The organism is Actinoplanes sp. KI2, from assembly GCF_025630775.1.
GTDB lineage: Bacteria > Actinomycetota > Actinomycetes > Mycobacteriales > Micromonosporaceae > Actinoplanes.
The window spans coordinates 311,763-328,378 of record NZ_JAOSZE010000002.1 but is presented as its reverse complement, the minus strand read 5'-3'; the positions used below and the strand labels follow the sequence as shown (position 1 = coordinate 328,378).

Here is a 16,616-nt window from a genome sequence, read left to right as displayed (position 1 = left end):
CTGGCCGGGAGGCTCGGGAGGCGAAGTCCGTTGACCGTGAGCTCTGCGCCCGCGTTTCTCGCGGAGTTGCGTGCGAGCGTCGCGGAGTGGTGCGCCACCGTCTCCTCGCTGAGCCCGGCCTCCTGCTCGCACGGCCCCGTCGACGCCGTCTCCTGCGCCTGGTACCACGGCGTCTGGCCGTTCCTGCGCGAGGTCGACATGGTCAGCTCGCCGACCTGGCACCACGACTTCTACCGCACCTGGCTGCCGCGCGACCCCGGCGGCCGGGTCCTGGTCTCCGGCACCGCCGACTTCTCCATGGTGGCGTACGCGATCGAGGCCGGCGGTGAGGTGATCGTCCTCGACCAGTGCCGCACCCCGCTCGACGCCTCGGAGTGGTACGCCCGGCGCGCCGGCGTCCCGCTGACCGCCCGGCAGGGCGACCTGCTGCGCGACGATCTGCCGGTCACCGACGCCACGGTGATCGTGTCGGACGCGCTGCTCACCCGCTTCGCGCCGGCCGACGCGGCGATCGTCGCGAAGAAGTGGTTCGCCGCGCTCGCCCCGGGCGGCCGGGTCGTCACCACCGTGCGGATCCACTCCGGCTCCGAGTTCGACGCCACCGGCGAGGCTCGCGGGCGGGCCCGGTTCGCCGAGCGGTTCCGGCAGCGGCTGGACGGCTCGGCCGCGCACGGCAAGCTCGGCACGGCCGACCTGGTGGCCGCGGCCGGCGTCTACGCCGACAAGATGACCAGCGCGAACCTGGGCTCCGAGGAGAGCATCCGGCGCCTGTTCGAGGCGGCCGGTTTCACGATCGTGCACGAGGCGATCGCGGTGGTCCCCGGCGAGTTCGCCCCCACGCGGTACCTGCGCCTGGTCGCCGAGAGGCCGGCCTGACCGCGCCGTTCCCGCCGGTGTGCCGGGAGCGACAGCTGGTGCGCCGACAGCGCCGCTGGTTGCGCCGGCATCGCTAGCTGGTGTGGCGGGAGCGCACCTCGGCCCATCTGACCGCGTGCCGCAGCAGTTCGTCGCGCTGGCGGCGGGCGCGCTGCAACTCGCCCGGCGTGGTGTGGTACGCCGTCTTGCCGACCGTCGAGGTGACGATCTTCTCACCGTTCGGCGCCACCACCGGGCGCGGCTTCCAGCTGACCCGGGCGACCAGCTTGTCGTCCCAGATGGCGAAGTCCTCGACCAGGTTCTCCGGGATCCGGTCCACGTAGGCCACCAGCACCACCACGCCGGCCCGGGCCTGGTCGTCGATCAGCCGGAAGAACTCGGCCGGCAGCCTCACCTCACGGCTTTCGAGGAGGAACACCCGGGTGATCGGCACCTTGCGGGTCTGCACCGCCTCCAGGCTCTGCCGCTGGTAGTCGCGCCTGGCCGCGTCGGTGGCCGCGTCGTCGTCGTCCGCCACCGCGGGGTTCACGGCGGCGTTGTCCTGCTCCTCCAGCAGCCAGAAGTCGTAGAGGTGGCCGAGCGCGGTGGCGAACCCGCCGACCTTCAGGTTCCGCAGGATCTGCGCGCCCTTCTCCTGCAACTGCTCGGGGCCGATCTCCATGTGGCCCTCGGCGAGGTTGTGCATCTCCTCGACCGCTTCCAGCATCCGTTCCTCCGCGTACGCGGCGAGCAGCGCGTTGCCGTTCTTGGTGACGGTGGCGTAGTTCGCCACGTACGCCTCGAGGTCGGGTTTGTTGGGGCCGCGGGCCGGCAGCGCCGAGCGGAGCGCATCGGCCCGCTTGAAGTCCTCCAGTTCGCCGGTCACCGTGAGGTGCAGGTCGATCAGCAGGGCGATGATCTCGCCGAGCACCGCGACGATCAGGGCGTTGATGGCGTCACCACTGATCACCCAGGCGATCAGTCCGACGGTCAGCGACGCGGCGAGCCCGAGCGTCCGGGTCTTGTTGAAGAAGCGCAAACCGTCACTCCACGGTGGCAGGTCCGTTCAGTTTCCGGACAGCCTCGCACAAATGACGGTGTTCGGTCACTCCCCGGAGGCGATGTTCCTCAGCAGCAGGGACTGGGCGACGATCATGCGCTGCAGCTCGGCCGGATCGACGCTCTCGTCCGAGCCGTGGATGCGGGAGGCCGCGATGTCCGAGACGCCCCACAGCAGGAACTCGGCCTCCGGGGCAGCGTTCTGCAGGTAGCGCAGCAGGGGGATGGACCCGCCGTTGCCGGCCTCGCCGGGCGCCTTGCCGAACGCCTCTTCGAGGGCGCGGCGGGCGGCGGCGTAGCCGGGTCCGTCGGTGCGGCAGGCGAAGGGCGGCGCGGCCTTGGTGCGTTCGACCTCGACGTGTGCGCCCCACGGTGCGTGGCTGCGCAGGTGTGCCTCGAGCGCGTCGAGTTCCTTGGACGGGTCGGAGCCGGGCACGATGCGCATCGACAGCTTGGCGCGGGCCTGCGGGATGAGCACGTTGGACGAGCCGGCGACGCTGGTCATGTCGACCCCGATCGCGTTCACCGACGGCCGGGCCCAGAGGCGGCGGCTGACCGGGCCGGAACCGGCCAGCCGGACGCCGTCGAGCAGGTCGGCGCTCGCCCGGAACTCGTCCTCGCCGAAGTCCGCCCCGTCCCAGACCCCGGTCGACGCGCCGTCCACGGTCACGTTGCCCTCGTCGTCGTGCAGCGTGGACAGCAGCCGGGCCAGGGCCATCATCGCGTCCGGTGCCGGGCCGCCGAAGACACCGGAGTGCAGCGGGTGCTGCAGGGTGCCGACCGTGACCACGCACGCCACGTCACCGCGCAGGACGGTGGTGAAGACCGGCTCGGCCACCCGCAGGTTGCCGGTGTCGCAGATGACGAAGAGATCGCAGGCGAACAGCTCCGGGTGGGCCTCGACGAAGGCGGGCAGGTTGCTCTCCGTCTCCTCCATGCCTTCCAGGATCAGCCGTACGGTGCAGGGCGGCTGCCCGTCGAACACGCGCATGGTGCCCAGGTGGGCGACCAGTCCGCCCTTGTCGTCGGCGGCACCGCGCCCGTAGATGCGCCCGTTCTTGTGGGTCGCGGTCCACGGGTCGCTCGTCCAGCCCTGGCTCTCCGGGGCGGGCTGCACGTCGTAGTGGGCGTACAGCATGACCACCGGGGAGCCGGGCGGGCCCGGCACCTCGGCGTAGATCGGCGGGTAGCCGCTCGGCACCGGCATCAGCTCGGCGTTGGTGAATCCCGCCGCCCGTACCAGTTCCAGGGTCTCGTGAGCCATCCGCTCGACCGGCTCGGCCGGATACCCCGGGAACGCGACCGACGGGATGGCGACCAGCCGCTCGAGGTCGGCCACCAACGACGGCATCAGCGCCGCCACCTTGTTCGGGATGTCCATGGCAGGCCTTTCCTCAGAAGAACACGGCGCCGATGACCGCGCCCACCACCACGGTGGTGAACGAGAGCACCAGCATCGGGACGAAGTAGCTGTGGTCGAACAGCTTGGTGCCCAGCTTGGTCGTGCCGGAGAGGTCGAAGTTGGCCGCGGCGATCTGCGGGCCGCCGGTCGGCAGCGCGTACACGCCGCCGATCGCGCCGGCCCACATGCCGGTGACCAGCCCGGGTGCCAGCCCGGCGGCGAGGCCGATCGGGACCATCGTCCGGGTGGCGGTCGACTGGCTGGTGGTCAGCGCGGCGACCAGGAAGACGGCGAGCGCGAAGATGAACCGGTAGTCGTTCACCCAGCCGCCGACGGTGTCCACGATGAACGTCTCGTGCGCCTCGATGAAGGTCGACGTCATCCAGGCGATACCGAAGAGGGCGATCGCCGACATCATGCCGGCCTTGAAGACCGACATCTCCGGGACCTTCTTCACCTCGGGCTTGCCGAGGAAGATGATCGCGACCGCGGCCACGAACATCACCATGACGATGGTGCTGGTCATGTCCAGCGGGGTCGACTTGCCGTCCGACTCGAAGGAGGGGCGCAGGTCGGGGAAGAGACCGAGGAGCACGATCACCAGCACGCCGATGAGGAAGGCGACCGCGGCGTTGCGGCCCTCCTTGGTGGCGGTCAGGTGGGCCGAGGCGGCCTCCTCGGGCGCGTCCGTACCGGTGCCGGCCGCGCCGGTCACCGGCTGCTTGACGGCCGTACGCGCCCGGCCGGGCGCCGGGATCAGGCCGGCCGCCACCTTCTCCTGCACCTCGGGGTCCTCGGCCAGCTCCTTGCCCATCCGGTTGGCCACCAGCGCGGTCACCACGATGCCCGCGAGACAGGCCGGGATGGTGACGGCGAGGATCTGGGTGAGGCCGAAGTTGTACTGCTCGGTGTCGGTCAGCGTCAGCATCGCGGCCATCGCGGCGGACACCGGCGAGGCGGCGAGGGCGACGCCGGACTGCACGACGCTGACCGACAGCGGCCGCGACGGCCGGATCCCGTTGCGGTACGACACGTCGTAGATGACCGGCAGCAGCGGATACAGGATGTTGCTGGTGCCCGCGCCGATCGAGAAGGCGAAGGCGGTCAGCGGCGCGATCAGGGTGATCTGCCGCGGATGCGCCTCGATCACCTTCGCGGCGACCTTCACCATCCAGTCGATGCCCCCGGCCGCCTGCATCATCGCGGCCGCCGTCACCACGGCCAGGATGATCGCCACCGCGCCCGCGGGCGGCTCGCCCGGCGCCTCGCGGAAGATGAAGACCAGGACGAACGTGCCGAGGCCGCCCCAGACACCGACACCCACGCCGCTGGAGCGGGTGCCCATCACGATGCACCCGAGGACGACCAGGGCCTCGAGAACGAATTTTGCGCTCATGACCGGTTACCCCTCACGCGGTGGTGTGTGGTGGGGAGATTCGCATTCGGCACTGGTCACGGGCGTCATCCGGAAAGGATGAGGTGATCGTCAACGCTCGCTGCGGCAATGGAGTCGGGCTCGAGGACGGAGGATCTTCATGGGTACGCGGGAGCGAGTGGCGGCGATGATGCCGTCGTTGGTGGAGAGTCTGGAGCGGCTGGTCGCCATCCCGTCGGTCGCGTTCCCGGGGTATCCGGCCGAGCCGGTCGAGCGGATGGGCCACCAGGCCCTCGACCTCGTGCGAGCGGCGGGATTCACCAACGCCGAGCTGATGCCGGTGCCGAGCGGCTACCCGCCGATCTACGCCGAGGTGCCAGGCCCGCCCGGCTCCCCGGTGGTCATGCTGTACGCCCACTACGACGTGCAGCCCGCCCCCGAGTCGCAGGGCTGGACGAGCGACCCGTGGACCGCGACCCACAAGAACGGGCGCATCTACGGGCGCGGTGCCGCCGACGACAAGGGCGGACTGGTCGCCCACCTGGGCACCATGCGCATCTTCGAGGGCCGGCCGCCGTGCACCGTACGGCTGGTGGTGGAAGGCATGGAGGAGACGGAGAGCAACCTGCCCGCCTTCGTCCTGGCCCACCCGGAGCTGTTCGCCTGTGACGTCTTCGTGGTCTGCGACATGGGCAACCTGCGGGTCGGCGACCCGGTGCTCACCACCGTCCTGCGCGGTGACGTGGCGTGCGTGGTCACGGTCGGTACCCTGCAGCACCCGCTGCACTCCGGTGTCTTCGGCGGCCCGGCACCGGATGCGATGATGGCCCTGGCCCGGCTGCTGTCGACGCTGCACGACGAGGCGGGGAACGTCGCGGTGGCCGGGGTGTCCCGCAACCCGTGGACCGGCGGCGAGCTGGACGAGGAGGAGTTCCGGGCCAGTGCGGACCTGCTCGACGGCGTCGGGCTGGCCGGGTCGGGCAGCTTGGCCCGGCGGCTGTGGGCGGAGCCGTCGATCAGCGCGATCGGGGTCGACATGACCAGCGTCGCCGGCTCGTCCAACGTGCTCATCCCGCAGGCCCGCGCCAAGCTGTCGATGCGCATCGTGCCCGGCTCCGACCCGTCCAAGGAACTGGACGCGCTGGAGGCACACCTGCGCAGCCACGCACCGTGGGGCGCACACGTCGAGGTCGAACGCACCAAGGCCGCGCCGCCCTTCGCCTGCCGCACCGACGGACCCGGCTACGCCGCCGCCCGCCGCGCCCTGGAAGAGGCGTTCGGCAAGCCGGTCGAGGAGGCCGGCAACGGCGCGTCGATCCCGCTGCTCGGCACGCTGCACGAGGTCGCGCCGCGGGCGGAGTTCATCCTCTGGGGACCGGAGGACGTCGCGGCGTCGCGCATCCACGCGTCCGACGAGAGCGTCGACCCGAGCGAGATCGAGAAGCTGATCGTCGCCCAGGTCGGCCTGATCGAAGAACTGGCCGCCCAGCCCGGCCGGACCGCATAGGCATCGCCGCCCGGCCGGGCGGTCAGGCGGCCGGGCGGCCCGGCGGTCAGGCGGCCCGGCGGTCAGGCGGCCCGGCGGTCAGGCGGCCCGGCGGTCAGGCAGCCCGGCGGTCGGGCGGCGCGGCGGCCCGGCGGTCAGGCGGCCCGGCGGTCAGGCGGCCCGGCGGTCAGGCGGCCCGGCGGTCAGGCGGCCCGGCGGTCAGGCGGCCCGGCGGTCGGGCGGCGCGGCGGCGCGGCGGTCGGGCGGCGCGGCGGTCGGGCGGCGCGGCGGTCAGGCGGTCAGGCGTAGTCGTCGTAGGGCGGTTCCTCGTCCGGCGGCTCCTCGTCGGTCGCCCAGAGGTAATCGTCGGGGGCAGGCGCCGCGGCCGGGGCAGATCGCGCGGCCCCGGTCGGTGGGGCCGCGGTGGCCGGGGCGGATCGCGCGGCCGTCGCCGGCGGGGCTGCGGCGGCCGGCGGGGCGGGCGTGGAGTCGCTTTCGGCGAGCGTGTCGAGCACCTGCTGGCCGAACTTGGCCAGCTTGCTCTGCCCCACCCCGCTCACCGTGCCCAGCTGCGCGAGCGACGTCGGCCGCAGCGCCGCGATCGCCCTCAGCGTCGCGTCGTGGAAGATGACGTATGCCGGGACGCCCTGCTCCTTCGCCGTGGCCGCCCGCCAGGCGCGCAACCGCTCGAAATCCGGCGCCGCCTCGGCCGGGAAGTCGGCGGCCGCCGCGGCCGCGGCCGGGGTCGAGGTGCGGGCCCGCGGCTGCCGGGCCGGTTTCGGCGCCTCCCGCCGCATCATCACCTTGACCTGCCCGCGCAGCACCTCCGCGCTGGTGCCAGTCAGCACCAGCGTGCCGTAGTCGCCCTCGACCGCGAGGTAGCCCGCCGCGAGCAACTGCCGCACCACCCCGCGCCACTCCTGGTCGCGCAGGTCGGCGCCGATCCCGAAGACGGACAGCTCGTCGTGCCGGAACTGCCACACCTTGTCGGTCTGCTTGCCGACGAGGATGTCGATCGACTGCCCGGCCCCGAACTTCTGCCCGCGCTCGCGCTGCAGCCGCAGCACGGTGGAGAGCAGTTTCTGCGCCGCGACCGTTCCGTCCCACGACTCGGGCGGGGTCAGGCAGGTGTCGCAGTTCCCGCAGCCGCCCGCCGTGGCCGTCTGCCCGAAATACGCGAGCAGCTGGGCCCGCCGGCAGGAGACCGTCTCGCACAGCGCGAGCATCGCGTCGAGGTGCTGCGACGCGTTGCGCCGGAAGTTCGCGTCGCCGTCCGCGCTTTCGATCATCTTGCGCTGCTGCACGACGTCCTGCAGCCCGTACGCCAGCCAGGCGGTCGACGGCAACCCGTCGCGCCCGGCGCGCCCGGTCTCCTGGTAATAGCCCTCCACCGACTTGGGCAGGTCGAGGTGGGCCACGAACCGGACGTCGGGCTTGTCGATGCCCATGCCGAAGGCGATCGTCGCGACCATGACCAGGCCGTCCTCGCGCAGGAACCGGGACTGGTTTGCCGCGCGGGTGCGGCTGTCGAGGCCCGCGTGATAAGGCAACGCGGGGATGCCCTGCTGGGCCAGGAACTCGGCCGTCTTCTCCACCGAGGCGCGGGACAGGCAGTAGACGATGCCCGCGTCGCCCGGGTGCTCGCCGCGCAGCAGGTCGAGCAGCTGACGCCGGGGCTCGGCCTTGGCGACGATCCGATACTGAATGTTCGGCCGGTCGAAGCTCGCGGTGAAGTGGCGCGCGCCGGTCAGCTGCAGGCGGGTGGCGATCTCCTCCCGGGTGGCGCTGGTGGCGGTCGCGGTCAGCGCGATGCGCGGAACCTCCGGCCAGCGCTCGTGCAGCATCGACAGGCCGAGGTAGTCGGGGCGGAAGTCGTGGCCCCACTGCGACACGCAGTGCGCCTCGTCGATCGCGAACAGTGAGATCTTGCCGCGGTCGAGCAGCCGCTGGGTGGCCGGCACGCCGAGACCCTCGGGCGCGACGTACAGCAGGTCCAGCTCGCCGTTGACGAACTCGGCCTCGACGATGCGCCGCTCCTCGTAGTCCTGCGAGGAGTTCAGGAAGTTTGCCCGGACGCCGAGCGTGCGCAGCGCGTCGACCTGGTCCTGCATCAGGGCGATCAGCGGGGACACGACCACGCCGGTGCCGGGGCGGACCAGGGCGGGAATCTGGTAGCACAGCGACTTGCCACCGCCGGTCGGCATCAGCACGAGCGCGTCACCGCCGGCCACCACGTGCTCGATGATCTCGCCCTGGCTGCCCCGGAAGGCGGGATAGCCGAAGACGCGGTTGAGCACATCGGTGGCGGCGGACGCGGGAACCATGGGAGCCGAAGTCACCCCGCGATAGTAGAGAGACCGGCCGACATTCGGCGGCGCCCTGTGGATAACCCCCGGCTACTCGGCCAGGGGTAGCTCGATCGTGTGCGCGGTGTGCGTGGCCTTGGTGGCCAGGTACCGGACATTTGCCGCGGACATGTGCACGCCGGTCGGAATCCGCTGCGCCACCTCGATGCCGCAGGACTCCAGCTGCACCGCCTTGTCCGGGTTGTTGGAGAGCAGCCGGACCCGGTCGGCGCCGAGCGCGAGCAGCATCTGCGCGGCCGCGGTGTAGTCCCGCTCGTCCTCGCCGTGGCCGAGCGCCACGTTCGCCTCGTACGTGTCCAGGCCGGCGTCCTGCAGCGCGTAGGCGTCCAGCTTGGCGTACAGCCCGATACCCCGGCCCTCCTGGCGCAGGTACAGCAGGAAGCCGCCCTGGTCGGTGATCCGCTCGGCCGCCTCGCGCAGCTGCGGTCCGCAGTCGCAGCGCTGGCTGCCGAACACGTCACCGGTCAGGCACTCGCTGTGCGGGCGGACCAGCGGCGCCCGCCCGCCGGCCGCCGACTTGGTCAGCGCCCGCTGCCAGTCGCCGAGGCCGAGTGCGATGTGCTCCTTGCCGTCGACCAGGTTGTCGAAGGTCATCACGCGCGCCGTCGTCGTATATCCGTCCGAGAAGCGCAGCGGCACGGTGACCTGCTGACGCACCTTGGCCTTGTCCATCGGTATCGGTCCTCCTCGTTGGTTCCCCGCTGGTCTATGCCCGCCGCCGAGGTTCCCGGAACGCAACAGGTTGCGAACGTGCTTGTCATCGTCGCGCGGATTATCTTGTACGCAACTGTTCGACCGGGGTGACGATCGTCGCTCTACTGGAGGCGTCATCGGTGGCTGATCGTCCTTACACGCTGTTGAGCTGCGGCATGTCCATCGACGGCTACCTCGACGACGCCGCGCAGGAGCGGCTGCTGCTCTCCAACGACGCCGATTTCGACCGGGTCGACGAGGTGCGGGCAGGCTGCGACGCGATCCTGGTCGGCGCCACCACCATCCGGCAGGACGACCCGCGCCTGCTGGTGCGCTCGGCGGAACGGCAGGCCGCCCGCGCGGCGCGCGGCGAGCCGCCACACCCGGTGAAGGTGACCGTCACCGGCAGTTGCGACATCGAGCCGACCGCTCGGTTCTTCACCCTGGGCGACGTCGACAAGCTCGTCTACTGTGCCAGCGCGACCTGCCCGGACGCCCGCAAGCGGCTCGGCGAGGTGGCCACCGTCATCGACGGCGGCGACCCGGTCGACCTGCATCTGGTGACCGCGGACCTGGCCGCCCGGGGCGTACGGCGCCTGATGGTCGAGGGCGGCGGCACGATGCACACGCAGTTCCTCACCGCCGGGCTCGTCGACGAGCTGCAGCTGGTGGTCGCGCCGTTCTTCGTCGGCGACTCCCGGGCCCCGCGGTTCGTCGGCGACGGCGAGTTCCCGTGGGGACCGGGCCACCGCGCCCGGCTGGCCGGGGTGCGGCAGATCGGCGACGTCGTGCTCCTGCGGTACGCCCTCTCCGACCGGTTCAGCGAAGATCGGTGACATCAGGCGCCCGTGCGGGCCAGCTCACGCTGCGGTGCCAGGTAGCCGGCGGACGCCGGTGAGACGGGCGCCGGTGAGACGACGGGCGCCGGTGAGACGACGGGCGCCGGTGAGAGGGCAGGCGCCGGTGAGACGGGCGCCGCCACCCGTACCGCATGATCCACCGCAAGCGGGCGGACCGCCCGGACCAGCACGACGAAGGCGCCCGGCAGGGCGGCCACGAAGGCGAACACGCCGTAGACGACCGCGGCGGTCAGGCCCTGCGTCGCGCTGAGGCCGGCCGCGCCGAACGCCCACGCGGTGACCGCCTCGCGCGGCCCCCAGCCGCCGATGTTCAGCGGCAGCGACATGGCCAGCAGCGCGAGCAGCATCAGCGGGGCCAGCCGCAGCAGCGAGGCGGTGGAGCCGGCGGCGCGGGCGGCGACCACGAAGGTCGCGAGGTGCCCGACCAGGACCACGGTCGACGCGAGGGTGATGCCGGGCCAGTTGCGGCGGGCCAGCAGGCCGGTGCGGATCTCGGCGATACCGGTGCGCACGCCGGCCGCCAGCCGGGAGCCGCCCTGCCGCAGGCTGCGGCAGGCCAGCAGGATCAGGACCGCGGCCGCGGCGAGGCCCGCGGTGACGACGGCGGCCACCGCTCCGTGCCGCTCCAGCAGGGTCAGGACCGGCGAGGGTACGGACAGCAGCACGGTCACGCCGACGCCGACCAGGACGATCTGGCCCGCCGTGCGTTCCAGCACCACGGCCCGGATGCTGCGGCCGACGTCGCCCTCGTCGCGGCCGTGCCGGACGGCCCGGTCCACGTCGCCGAGCACGCCGCCGGGCAGCGCCGCGTTGAGGAAGAGCGCCTTGTAGTAGTCGGCGACCGCGCCCCGCAGGCCGAGCCGCAGGCCCAGGCCGCGGGCCACCAGGCACCAGCGCCAGGCGCTGAACAGCGTGGTGACCACGCCGATGACGAACGCCACGGCCAGCATCGGCAGGTTCAGCACGCGCAGGCCGTCGAGGAAGGCGCCGGTGCCGAGCCGCCACAGCAGCACCACGAGGATGCCGGCCCCACCCAGCAGCCGCAGCCATGGCCAGATCGATCGCGTCACGTTCGCCGTCCCCCTCTGTTTGCCCGTCTTCCCCTAGTACGCCGGGACGGGCACAAAGGGTTCAGCCGAAGATCGCCAAAAGATCAACATGCCCGATCGAGGCCGTCGGCGGATCACCGGCCCGATCACTCAGATAACGGTCGAGGCGCAGGTCGGGGCGCTGTTCGACGGCCGCTGCCGTCCAGCCGCGCAGCCATTCGGCGGTCAGTGCTGCCTGGTCGGGGCCGAGCCGCCACGGACTCGGACGGGTGATCACCGTGGCGCCGGCCCGCTCGAAGGCGGCCGCCGCGGCGGCGGGCGCGTCCGGGCCGAGCAGCCGCCGGCCGCCGACGGTGCGGCGCTGATGCTCGTTGAAGGCCGCCTCGATCGCCGCGTCCTCCGGAAGCGCCGGGTCGAGGCGGACCTCGCCGGCCACCGAGAGCGTGAACAGCGCGGGCGTGCGCGCCTCGGCGCAGACCCCGGCGAGCCGGTCCACCTCGCCGGCGGTCAGCAGGTCGAGCAGCGCCGAACAGGTGACCAGGTCGGTCTCGGCCAGGTCCGCGGCGGTCAGCTCGGTGACGTCGCCCTGGACGGTCTCCACCGGGAACGGGGTGATCGCGGCGGCGTGGGCGAGCAGCGCCGGGTCGCGGTCCACCAGGATCCACCGCTTCGCGCCCGGCAGCAGCGGGGCCAGCCAGCGGGCCAGCGATCCGGTGCCGCAGCCCAGGTCACGTACGGTGTGGATGCCCTCGGGCAGCATCCCGGCCAGCTCGGCACTGCGGGCGGCGGCGTCGGCCGGCTCGCGCAGGCTCAGCCAGCTCTCGCTGAATTCCCCGGTCAATTGTCCAGCACCTCGCTCAGTCGTCGTGCGGTGTCGTCCCAGGTCGGGAGGGTGGCGCGGCGGGCCAGGGCGGCCGCGCGCAGCCGGACGCGCAGGTCGGCGTCGGTGAGCCAGGCACGCAGGGCAGCGGCCAGGGCCCGGGCGTCGTCCGGCGGGACCAGCAGGCCGGGGCGGGTGCCGTCCGGCGCGACGCCGAGGGCCTCGGGGACGCCGCCGACCGCGGTCGCGATCACCGGGACGCCGCGGGCCAGGGCCTCGGTGACCACCATGCCGTAGGTCTCGTTGCGCGACGGAAAGACGAGCACATCGCATTTCCCGTACGCATTGTCCAGCGCCGTTCCGTGCAAGGGACCGACGAACCGGATGTTCCGGCTGGTGTGCGGCACGGGCCGGAGCACCCGGCCGGCGAGCACGCACGTCCACGCGAGATCCGAGAGGCCTTTCTCCAAGGCCGTGACCAGCAGGTCCTGGCCTTTCCGCGGCGTGACGGCGGCGACGCAGAGCAGGCGAGCTCCGGATTCGTCCGGCACGGCCGGCTCGGCGGGGGAGACGCCGGGCTCGACGACCTTGACGTCCGGCCGGGACAACTCGTGCAGATCGGAAAGGTGCTGGGCGGCGGCGTCGCTGGTGGCGATGACCGTCGCGGCCATGTGGAGGGCGGTGCGCTCGCGGGCGCGCAGGTCGGCGGCCTCGGCGGGGGAGAGGCCGGTCTCGTCGCTCAACGGCAGGTGTACGAGGACGATCAGGCGCAGGCGCTTCTTGTGCGGGGCCAGGACCTCCGGCACGCCGCAGGCGACCAGGCCGTCGAGCAGCACGTCGGCACCGTCGGGAATGTCGGACAACGCCCGGGCCAGGGACTCCCGGTCCTCGTCTGCCGGGCGGGGCCACGAGCCGTCCACCGCCACCTCGTAGACCGGCCGGGTCGGCACGGTCTGGCCGTCCTGCGGGGTAGCCGCGCCGGACAGCAGGTTGAGGACGACCCGGTCGTAGCGGTTGCCGCCGCTCGGCGCCGCCGGGTCGTCGATCGAGCCCGGCAGCACCGCCCACAGCGGAGAGCTCACAGATCTCGCTCGTACGAGGCCCACGCGATGTGCGACTCGTGCAGCGTGACCGCGATGCCGGTCAGCCCGGCCGCGCCCGCGCCGAGGTCGCCCGCGGCCGCCTTGGCGGCGAGCCGGTCGGCGATCACCTTGGCCAGGTACTCGGTGGACGTGTTCACGCCCTTGAAGTCGGCCTCGTCGTCGAGGTTGCGGTAGCTCAGGCCGCCGCAGATCGCGTGCAGCTCCTGACTCGCCAGGCCGATGTCGACGACGATGTTGTCGTCGTCGAGCTCGGGACGGCGGAAAGTGGCATCGACGACGAACGTGGCGCCGTGCAGCTTCTGCGCCGGTCCGAAGACGTCGCCGGTGAAGCTGTGCGCGATCATGATGTGATCGCGGACGGTGACGCTGAACAAGATGCCTACTCCTCGGGGTAGTCGATCACATGGCACAGGGCCGGAAGGGTACCCGCCGCGAGCCGCGGCATCACCTCGGGCAGCTCGTCGAAGCGCGAACGGCCGGTGACGAGCGCCTCGAACGCGGGGTTCGCCAGCAGGGCGAGCGCCAGCGCCAGACGTTCACCGTAACTTCGCCCGCGGCCCGGGACGATGCCGCCGACCTGGCTCGACCGGACGGTCAGCCGGCGGGAGTGGAAGAACTCGCCCAGCGGCACGCTGACCTGCTTGTCGCCGTACCAGCTGAGCTCGACGACGGTGCCCTCGGTGGCGAGCAGCTCCAGCGACCGGGTGAGGCCGGCCGAGGTGGCGCTGGCGTGCACGACGATGTCGCAGTCGCCCAGCGCCGCGTCCGGATGCGCGAACTCGACGCCGAGCGTTTTGGCCAATTCCGCGCGGGATGCATCGATGTCGACGAGCTGCACCCGTACGCCCGGAATTGTCGCGGCGATGGCCGCGACCGAGGCACCCACCATGCCCCCGCCCACGACCGCGATCCGGTCCCCGATCAGCGGGGCGGCGTCCCACAGCGCGTTCACCGCGGTCTCCACCGTGCCGGCCAGCACCGCCCGGTGCGCGGGCACGTCCACCGGCACCACCGTGACCGCCTCGGCGGGCACGTTAAAGCGGGTCTGATGGGGGTACAGACTGAAGACCGTCCGGCCGACGAGATCGTCCGGTCCCTGCTCGACCACGCCGACGTTCAGGTAGCCGTACTTCACCGGCGCCGGGAAGTCGCCCTCCTGGAACGGGGCCCGCATGTGCGGCCACTGGCTCGCCGGCACCCGGCCGGCGAAGACCAGCGTCTCGGTGCCCCGGCTCACCCCGCTGTGCAGGGTGCGGACCTGCACCTCGTCGCGGGTCGGCGGCGGGACGCGGAGAGCGCGGATCTCACCCCGTCCGGGGGAGGCGAGCCAGAATGCCCGTGCGTCACCCGACATGGGGCGGTCTCCTCAACTGCTGAACCGATCGTCGCTGCCGCGCGTGTTAAGCGCTGACAGCGGTAACCATACGCAGCCGATCTTGCACTGGAGGAACGGTGACACTCGCAGCGACGCCGATCGCGCCGACCCGGGGACCGATGGTCGGTCTCGCGGCCCAGGTTCTCCTGCTGGCCGCCCTGGCGCTGACGCTCGGGCTCACCCCGGGCGCTCTGGCCGCCGGCGCGGCGTACGGCCTGGTGCTCTGCGGTCTGCTCGGGGCGGGGCTGCGGCGCGCCGGGATGGTGGCGCTCGGCCCGGCGAACACGGTGACGCTGTCCCGGGCGATCCTGGTCGGCGGGGTGACCGCCCTGGTGGTGACCTCCTTCACCCATCCGGTGAGCACCCCGGCCCTGGTGGCGGTGGCCGGCGTGGCGCTCGCGCTCGACGGGGTGGACGGCCAGGTGGCCCGGCGGACCGGGAACACCACGGCGCTGGGCGCCCGCTTCGACATGGAGATCGACGCGTTCCTGATCCTGGTGCTGAGCGTGTACGCCGGTGACCGTTTCGGCTGGTGGACGGTGGCGCTGGGCGCGTACCGCTATCTGTTCGTGGCGGCCTCGTGGGCGCTGCCCTGGCTGAACGCGGCGCTGCCGCCCCGGTTCTCGCGCAAGGTGGTGGCGGCGCTGCAGGGGGTCGTGCTGGCGCTGGTGACCGCGAACCTGCTGCCGGAGGTGGCGGCCCAGGGCGCGCTGCTGGTCGCGCTGGCGTCGCTGACCTGGTCGTTCGGGCGGGACACCCGCTGGCTGTACCAGGCTGCGCGGGTGCGGGCCGCCGCCCGGCTGCGCTGGTCGGCACCGGCCCAGCCCGCCCTGGTCGGCTAGGGCACCGTACTCATTGGACGCACGTCCCCGGTACCCGGAAGGATGGTGTCATGGCACCCGACCCCTCCCGGGCCACCGGCGTCGACGCGAGCCGGCCGAGCGTCGCCCGGATGTACGACTACTACCTCGGTGGCAAGGACAACTTCGAGGTCGACCGGGCGGCCGCGCAGGCGATGATGGCCTCGGTTCCCGAATCGGTGCAGATGGTCGCGTCCAACCGGGCCTTCCTGGTCCGCGCCGTGCGCTACCTGGCCGCCGAGGCGGGCATCCGGCAGTTCCTCGACATCGGCTCGGGGCTGCCGACCCGGCAGAACGTGCACGAGGTGGCGAGGGCCGCCGCACCCGACAGCCGGGTCGTGTACGTCGACCACGACCCCCTCGCCGTGGCGCACGGCCAGGCGCTGCTCGCCGTCGACCGGAACACCCGGTACATCCACGGTGACCTGCGCGAGCCGGGCCGGATCCTGGACGATCCGCAGGTGCGCGCGCTGATCGACTTCGACCGGCCGGTGGCCGTGCTGGTCGTGGCCACCCTGCACTTCATCGGCGACCAGGACGACCCGGCCGGCATCCTGCGCCGGCTGCGGGAGCGGATGGCGCCGGGCAGCTACCTGGTGATCTCGCACATCCTGGACGACCCGCGGCCGCACGAGATCGGCCGGATCCTCAAGGCGGCCGGGGCGCCCGCGTGGTACCCGCGTACGCCCGAGCAGATCCTGCCGTTCTTCGAGGGCTTCGAGCTGATCGGGCCGGGCCTGGAGCTGCTGCCGCGCTGGCGGCCGCCGGGATCCGCGCCGGACGACGCCCGGCCGGACGACGGCGCGGAGGAACTGCGCTGGCAGGCAGCCGCGGTGGGACGCCGCTGAGCCGGTTGTTACGGCCGGCCGCTGCGGGGCCGGAAGCGGCCGGCCCAGAACAGCCCGAAGATCGGCAGCAGCAGAAACAGCGCCACCCAGGCGACCAGCGGATGCAGCAGTCCGGCGAAGGTGGCCAGCAGGTACACCACGATCGGGCCGACGCCGAGCAGCACGATGACCGCCAGGTGCGCCACGCTGACGACGAGGCGTTTGACCGGCCCGGCGTCGGTGCCCCAGCCCTCGTAGGCCGCCGAGGTCGCGTCGCTGAACGGGTCGGCCCACCCGGCGTGGTGCGTCCAGGCCACGTCGGCGCCGAGCCGCCGGCCCAGAGCGGCCCGCAGGCGCGCGTCCAGGCGTCGGTCGTAGGCCAGCGACAGGGCCAGGTAGCCGACGAGGTAGGCCGCGGTCACCACGGCGGAGGCGATCAGCGGCGCATGCACGGCGACAGGCTAGCCCAGGGGTACCGGCGCAGGG

General features: G+C 72.6%; 16 protein-coding genes. 5 read left to right on the top strand and 11 right to left on the bottom strand.

The window, feature by feature from the left end; genetic code table 11:
• Nucleotides 1-36 precede the first annotated feature (36 nt).
• Nucleotides 37-876: a class I SAM-dependent methyltransferase gene (locus ODJ79_RS03290; RefSeq protein ID WP_263021788.1), complete on the top strand. Its 840-nt coding sequence runs from the start codon at nucleotides 37-39 to the stop codon at nucleotides 874-876.
• Between the two features lie 73 nt (nucleotides 877-949).
• Here the strand turns inward: ODJ79_RS03290 and ODJ79_RS03285 are convergent, their stop codons facing one another.
• The 3 genes from ODJ79_RS03285 to ODJ79_RS03275 all read right to left on the bottom strand — a co-directional run bounded on the left by ODJ79_RS03285 (nucleotide 950) and on the right by ODJ79_RS03275 (nucleotide 4,712).
• Nucleotides 950-1,894, bottom strand: a complete 945-nt coding sequence (locus tag ODJ79_RS03285) for a hypothetical protein (RefSeq protein WP_263021787.1) — start codon at nucleotides 1,892-1,894, stop codon at nucleotides 950-952.
• Between the two features lie 66 nt (nucleotides 1,895-1,960).
• A complete protein-coding gene (locus ODJ79_RS03280) occupies nucleotides 1,961-3,295 on the bottom strand; it encodes a M20/M25/M40 family metallo-hydrolase (RefSeq protein WP_263021786.1) in 1,335 nt (444 codons plus the stop codon).
• 13 nt (nucleotides 3,296-3,308) lie between these two features.
• Nucleotides 3,309-4,712, bottom strand: a complete 1,404-nt coding sequence (locus tag ODJ79_RS03275; protein ID WP_263021785.1) for an anaerobic C4-dicarboxylate transporter family protein — start codon at nucleotides 4,710-4,712, stop codon at nucleotides 3,309-3,311.
• A 139-nt stretch (nucleotides 4,713-4,851) separates the two neighbouring features.
• Between ODJ79_RS03275 and ODJ79_RS03270 the strand changes: the two genes are divergently transcribed.
• Nucleotides 4,852-6,198 carry a M20/M25/M40 family metallo-hydrolase gene (locus ODJ79_RS03270; RefSeq protein WP_263021784.1) on the top strand — a complete coding sequence of 449 codons (1,347 nt, stop codon included), beginning with the start codon at nucleotides 4,852-4,854 and terminating at the stop codon, nucleotides 6,196-6,198.
• Nucleotides 6,199-6,476: 278 nt separating this feature from the next.
• Here the strand turns inward: ODJ79_RS03270 and recQ are convergent, their stop codons facing one another.
• Together recQ and ODJ79_RS03260 are read right to left on the bottom strand one after the other, a co-directional pair.
• Nucleotides 6,477-8,501 carry a DNA helicase RecQ gene (gene recQ / locus ODJ79_RS03265; protein ID WP_263021804.1) on the bottom strand — a complete coding sequence of 675 codons (2,025 nt, stop codon included), beginning with the start codon at nucleotides 8,499-8,501 and terminating at the stop codon, nucleotides 6,477-6,479.
• Between the two features lie 72 nt (nucleotides 8,502-8,573).
• Nucleotides 8,574-9,215 (bottom strand): GTP cyclohydrolase II, encoded by a 642-nt coding sequence (locus tag ODJ79_RS03260; RefSeq protein WP_263021783.1) that lies wholly within the window; start codon nucleotides 9,213-9,215, stop codon nucleotides 8,574-8,576.
• 161 nt (nucleotides 9,216-9,376) lie between these two features.
• Between ODJ79_RS03260 and ODJ79_RS03255 the strand changes: the two genes are divergently transcribed.
• Nucleotides 9,377-10,072 carry a RibD family protein gene (locus tag ODJ79_RS03255; RefSeq protein WP_263021782.1) on the top strand — a complete coding sequence of 232 codons (696 nt, stop codon included), beginning with the start codon at nucleotides 9,377-9,379 and terminating at the stop codon, nucleotides 10,070-10,072.
• Nucleotides 10,073-10,074: 2 nt separating this feature from the next.
• On the opposite strand, the gene ODJ79_RS03250 is transcribed toward ODJ79_RS03255, so the two are convergent.
• The 5 genes from ODJ79_RS03250 to ODJ79_RS03230 all read right to left on the bottom strand — a co-directional run bounded on the left by ODJ79_RS03250 (nucleotide 10,075) and on the right by ODJ79_RS03230 (nucleotide 14,422).
• Nucleotides 10,075-11,166 (bottom strand): lysylphosphatidylglycerol synthase transmembrane domain-containing protein, encoded by a 1,092-nt coding sequence (locus ODJ79_RS03250; RefSeq protein ID WP_263021781.1) that lies wholly within the window; start codon nucleotides 11,164-11,166, stop codon nucleotides 10,075-10,077.
• 61 nt (nucleotides 11,167-11,227) lie between these two features.
• On the bottom strand, nucleotides 11,228-11,986 hold the full coding sequence (locus ODJ79_RS03245) for a class I SAM-dependent methyltransferase (protein WP_263021780.1): 759 nt from the start codon (nucleotides 11,984-11,986) through the stop codon (nucleotides 11,228-11,230).
• The gene (locus ODJ79_RS03240; RefSeq protein WP_263021779.1) at nucleotides 11,983-13,047 is read right to left on the bottom strand and encodes a glycosyltransferase family 4 protein; all 1,065 of its coding nucleotides are present in this window, start codon (nucleotides 13,045-13,047) and stop codon (nucleotides 11,983-11,985) included. The genes ODJ79_RS03245 and ODJ79_RS03240 overlap by 4 nt, the downstream gene beginning before the upstream one ends.
• Complete coding sequence (locus tag ODJ79_RS03235; RefSeq protein ID WP_263021778.1) at nucleotides 13,044-13,442, bottom strand: 6-pyruvoyl trahydropterin synthase family protein; 399 nt, start codon at nucleotides 13,440-13,442, stop codon at nucleotides 13,044-13,046. Before ODJ79_RS03235 ends, ODJ79_RS03240 begins: the two co-directional genes overlap by 4 nt.
• Before the next feature lie 5 nt (nucleotides 13,443-13,447).
• Nucleotides 13,448-14,422, bottom strand: a complete 975-nt coding sequence (locus tag ODJ79_RS03230) for a zinc-dependent alcohol dehydrogenase (protein ID WP_263021777.1) — start codon at nucleotides 14,420-14,422, stop codon at nucleotides 13,448-13,450.
• 98 nt (nucleotides 14,423-14,520) lie between these two features.
• Between ODJ79_RS03230 and ODJ79_RS03225 the strand changes: the two genes are divergently transcribed.
• Complete coding sequence (locus ODJ79_RS03225) at nucleotides 14,521-15,285, top strand: CDP-alcohol phosphatidyltransferase family protein (RefSeq protein ID WP_263021776.1); 765 nt, start codon at nucleotides 14,521-14,523, stop codon at nucleotides 15,283-15,285.
• Between the two features lie 50 nt (nucleotides 15,286-15,335).
• Entirely contained in the window at nucleotides 15,336-16,151 is an 816-nt protein-coding gene (locus ODJ79_RS03220; protein WP_263021775.1) for an SAM-dependent methyltransferase, read from the top strand.
• An 8-nt stretch (nucleotides 16,152-16,159) separates the two neighbouring features.
• Here the strand turns inward: ODJ79_RS03220 and ODJ79_RS03215 are convergent, their stop codons facing one another.
• Nucleotides 16,160-16,582, bottom strand: coding sequence for a hypothetical protein (locus tag ODJ79_RS03215; RefSeq protein WP_263021774.1), 423 nt, complete (start codon nucleotides 16,580-16,582; stop codon nucleotides 16,160-16,162).
• Nucleotides 16,583-16,616: the final 34 nt, after the last annotated feature.

What these genes read in the sequence shown, in the direction of transcription:
- recQ (WP_263021804.1), bottom strand. Translation starts at nt 8,501, where the DNA reads ATGGTTCCCGCGTCCGCCGCCACCGATGTGCTCAACCGCGTCTTCGGC.
- ODJ79_RS03220 (WP_263021775.1), top strand. Translation starts at nt 15,336, where the DNA reads ATGGCACCCGACCCCTCCCGGGCCACCGGCGTCGACGCGAGCCGGCCG.
- ODJ79_RS03270 (WP_263021784.1), top strand. Translation starts at nt 4,852, where the DNA reads ATGGGTACGCGGGAGCGAGTGGCGGCGATGATGCCGTCGTTGGTGGAG.
- ODJ79_RS03230 (WP_263021777.1), bottom strand. Translation starts at nt 14,422, where the DNA reads ATGTCGGGTGACGCACGGGCATTCTGGCTCGCCTCCCCCGGACGGGGT.
- ODJ79_RS03275 (WP_263021785.1), bottom strand. Translation starts at nt 4,712, where the DNA reads ATGAGCGCAAAATTCGTTCTCGAGGCCCTGGTCGTCCTCGGGTGCATC.
- ODJ79_RS03260 (WP_263021783.1), bottom strand. Translation starts at nt 9,215, where the DNA reads ATGGACAAGGCCAAGGTGCGTCAGCAGGTCACCGTGCCGCTGCGCTTC.
- ODJ79_RS03280 (WP_263021786.1), bottom strand. Translation starts at nt 3,295, where the DNA reads ATGGACATCCCGAACAAGGTGGCGGCGCTGATGCCGTCGTTGGTGGCC.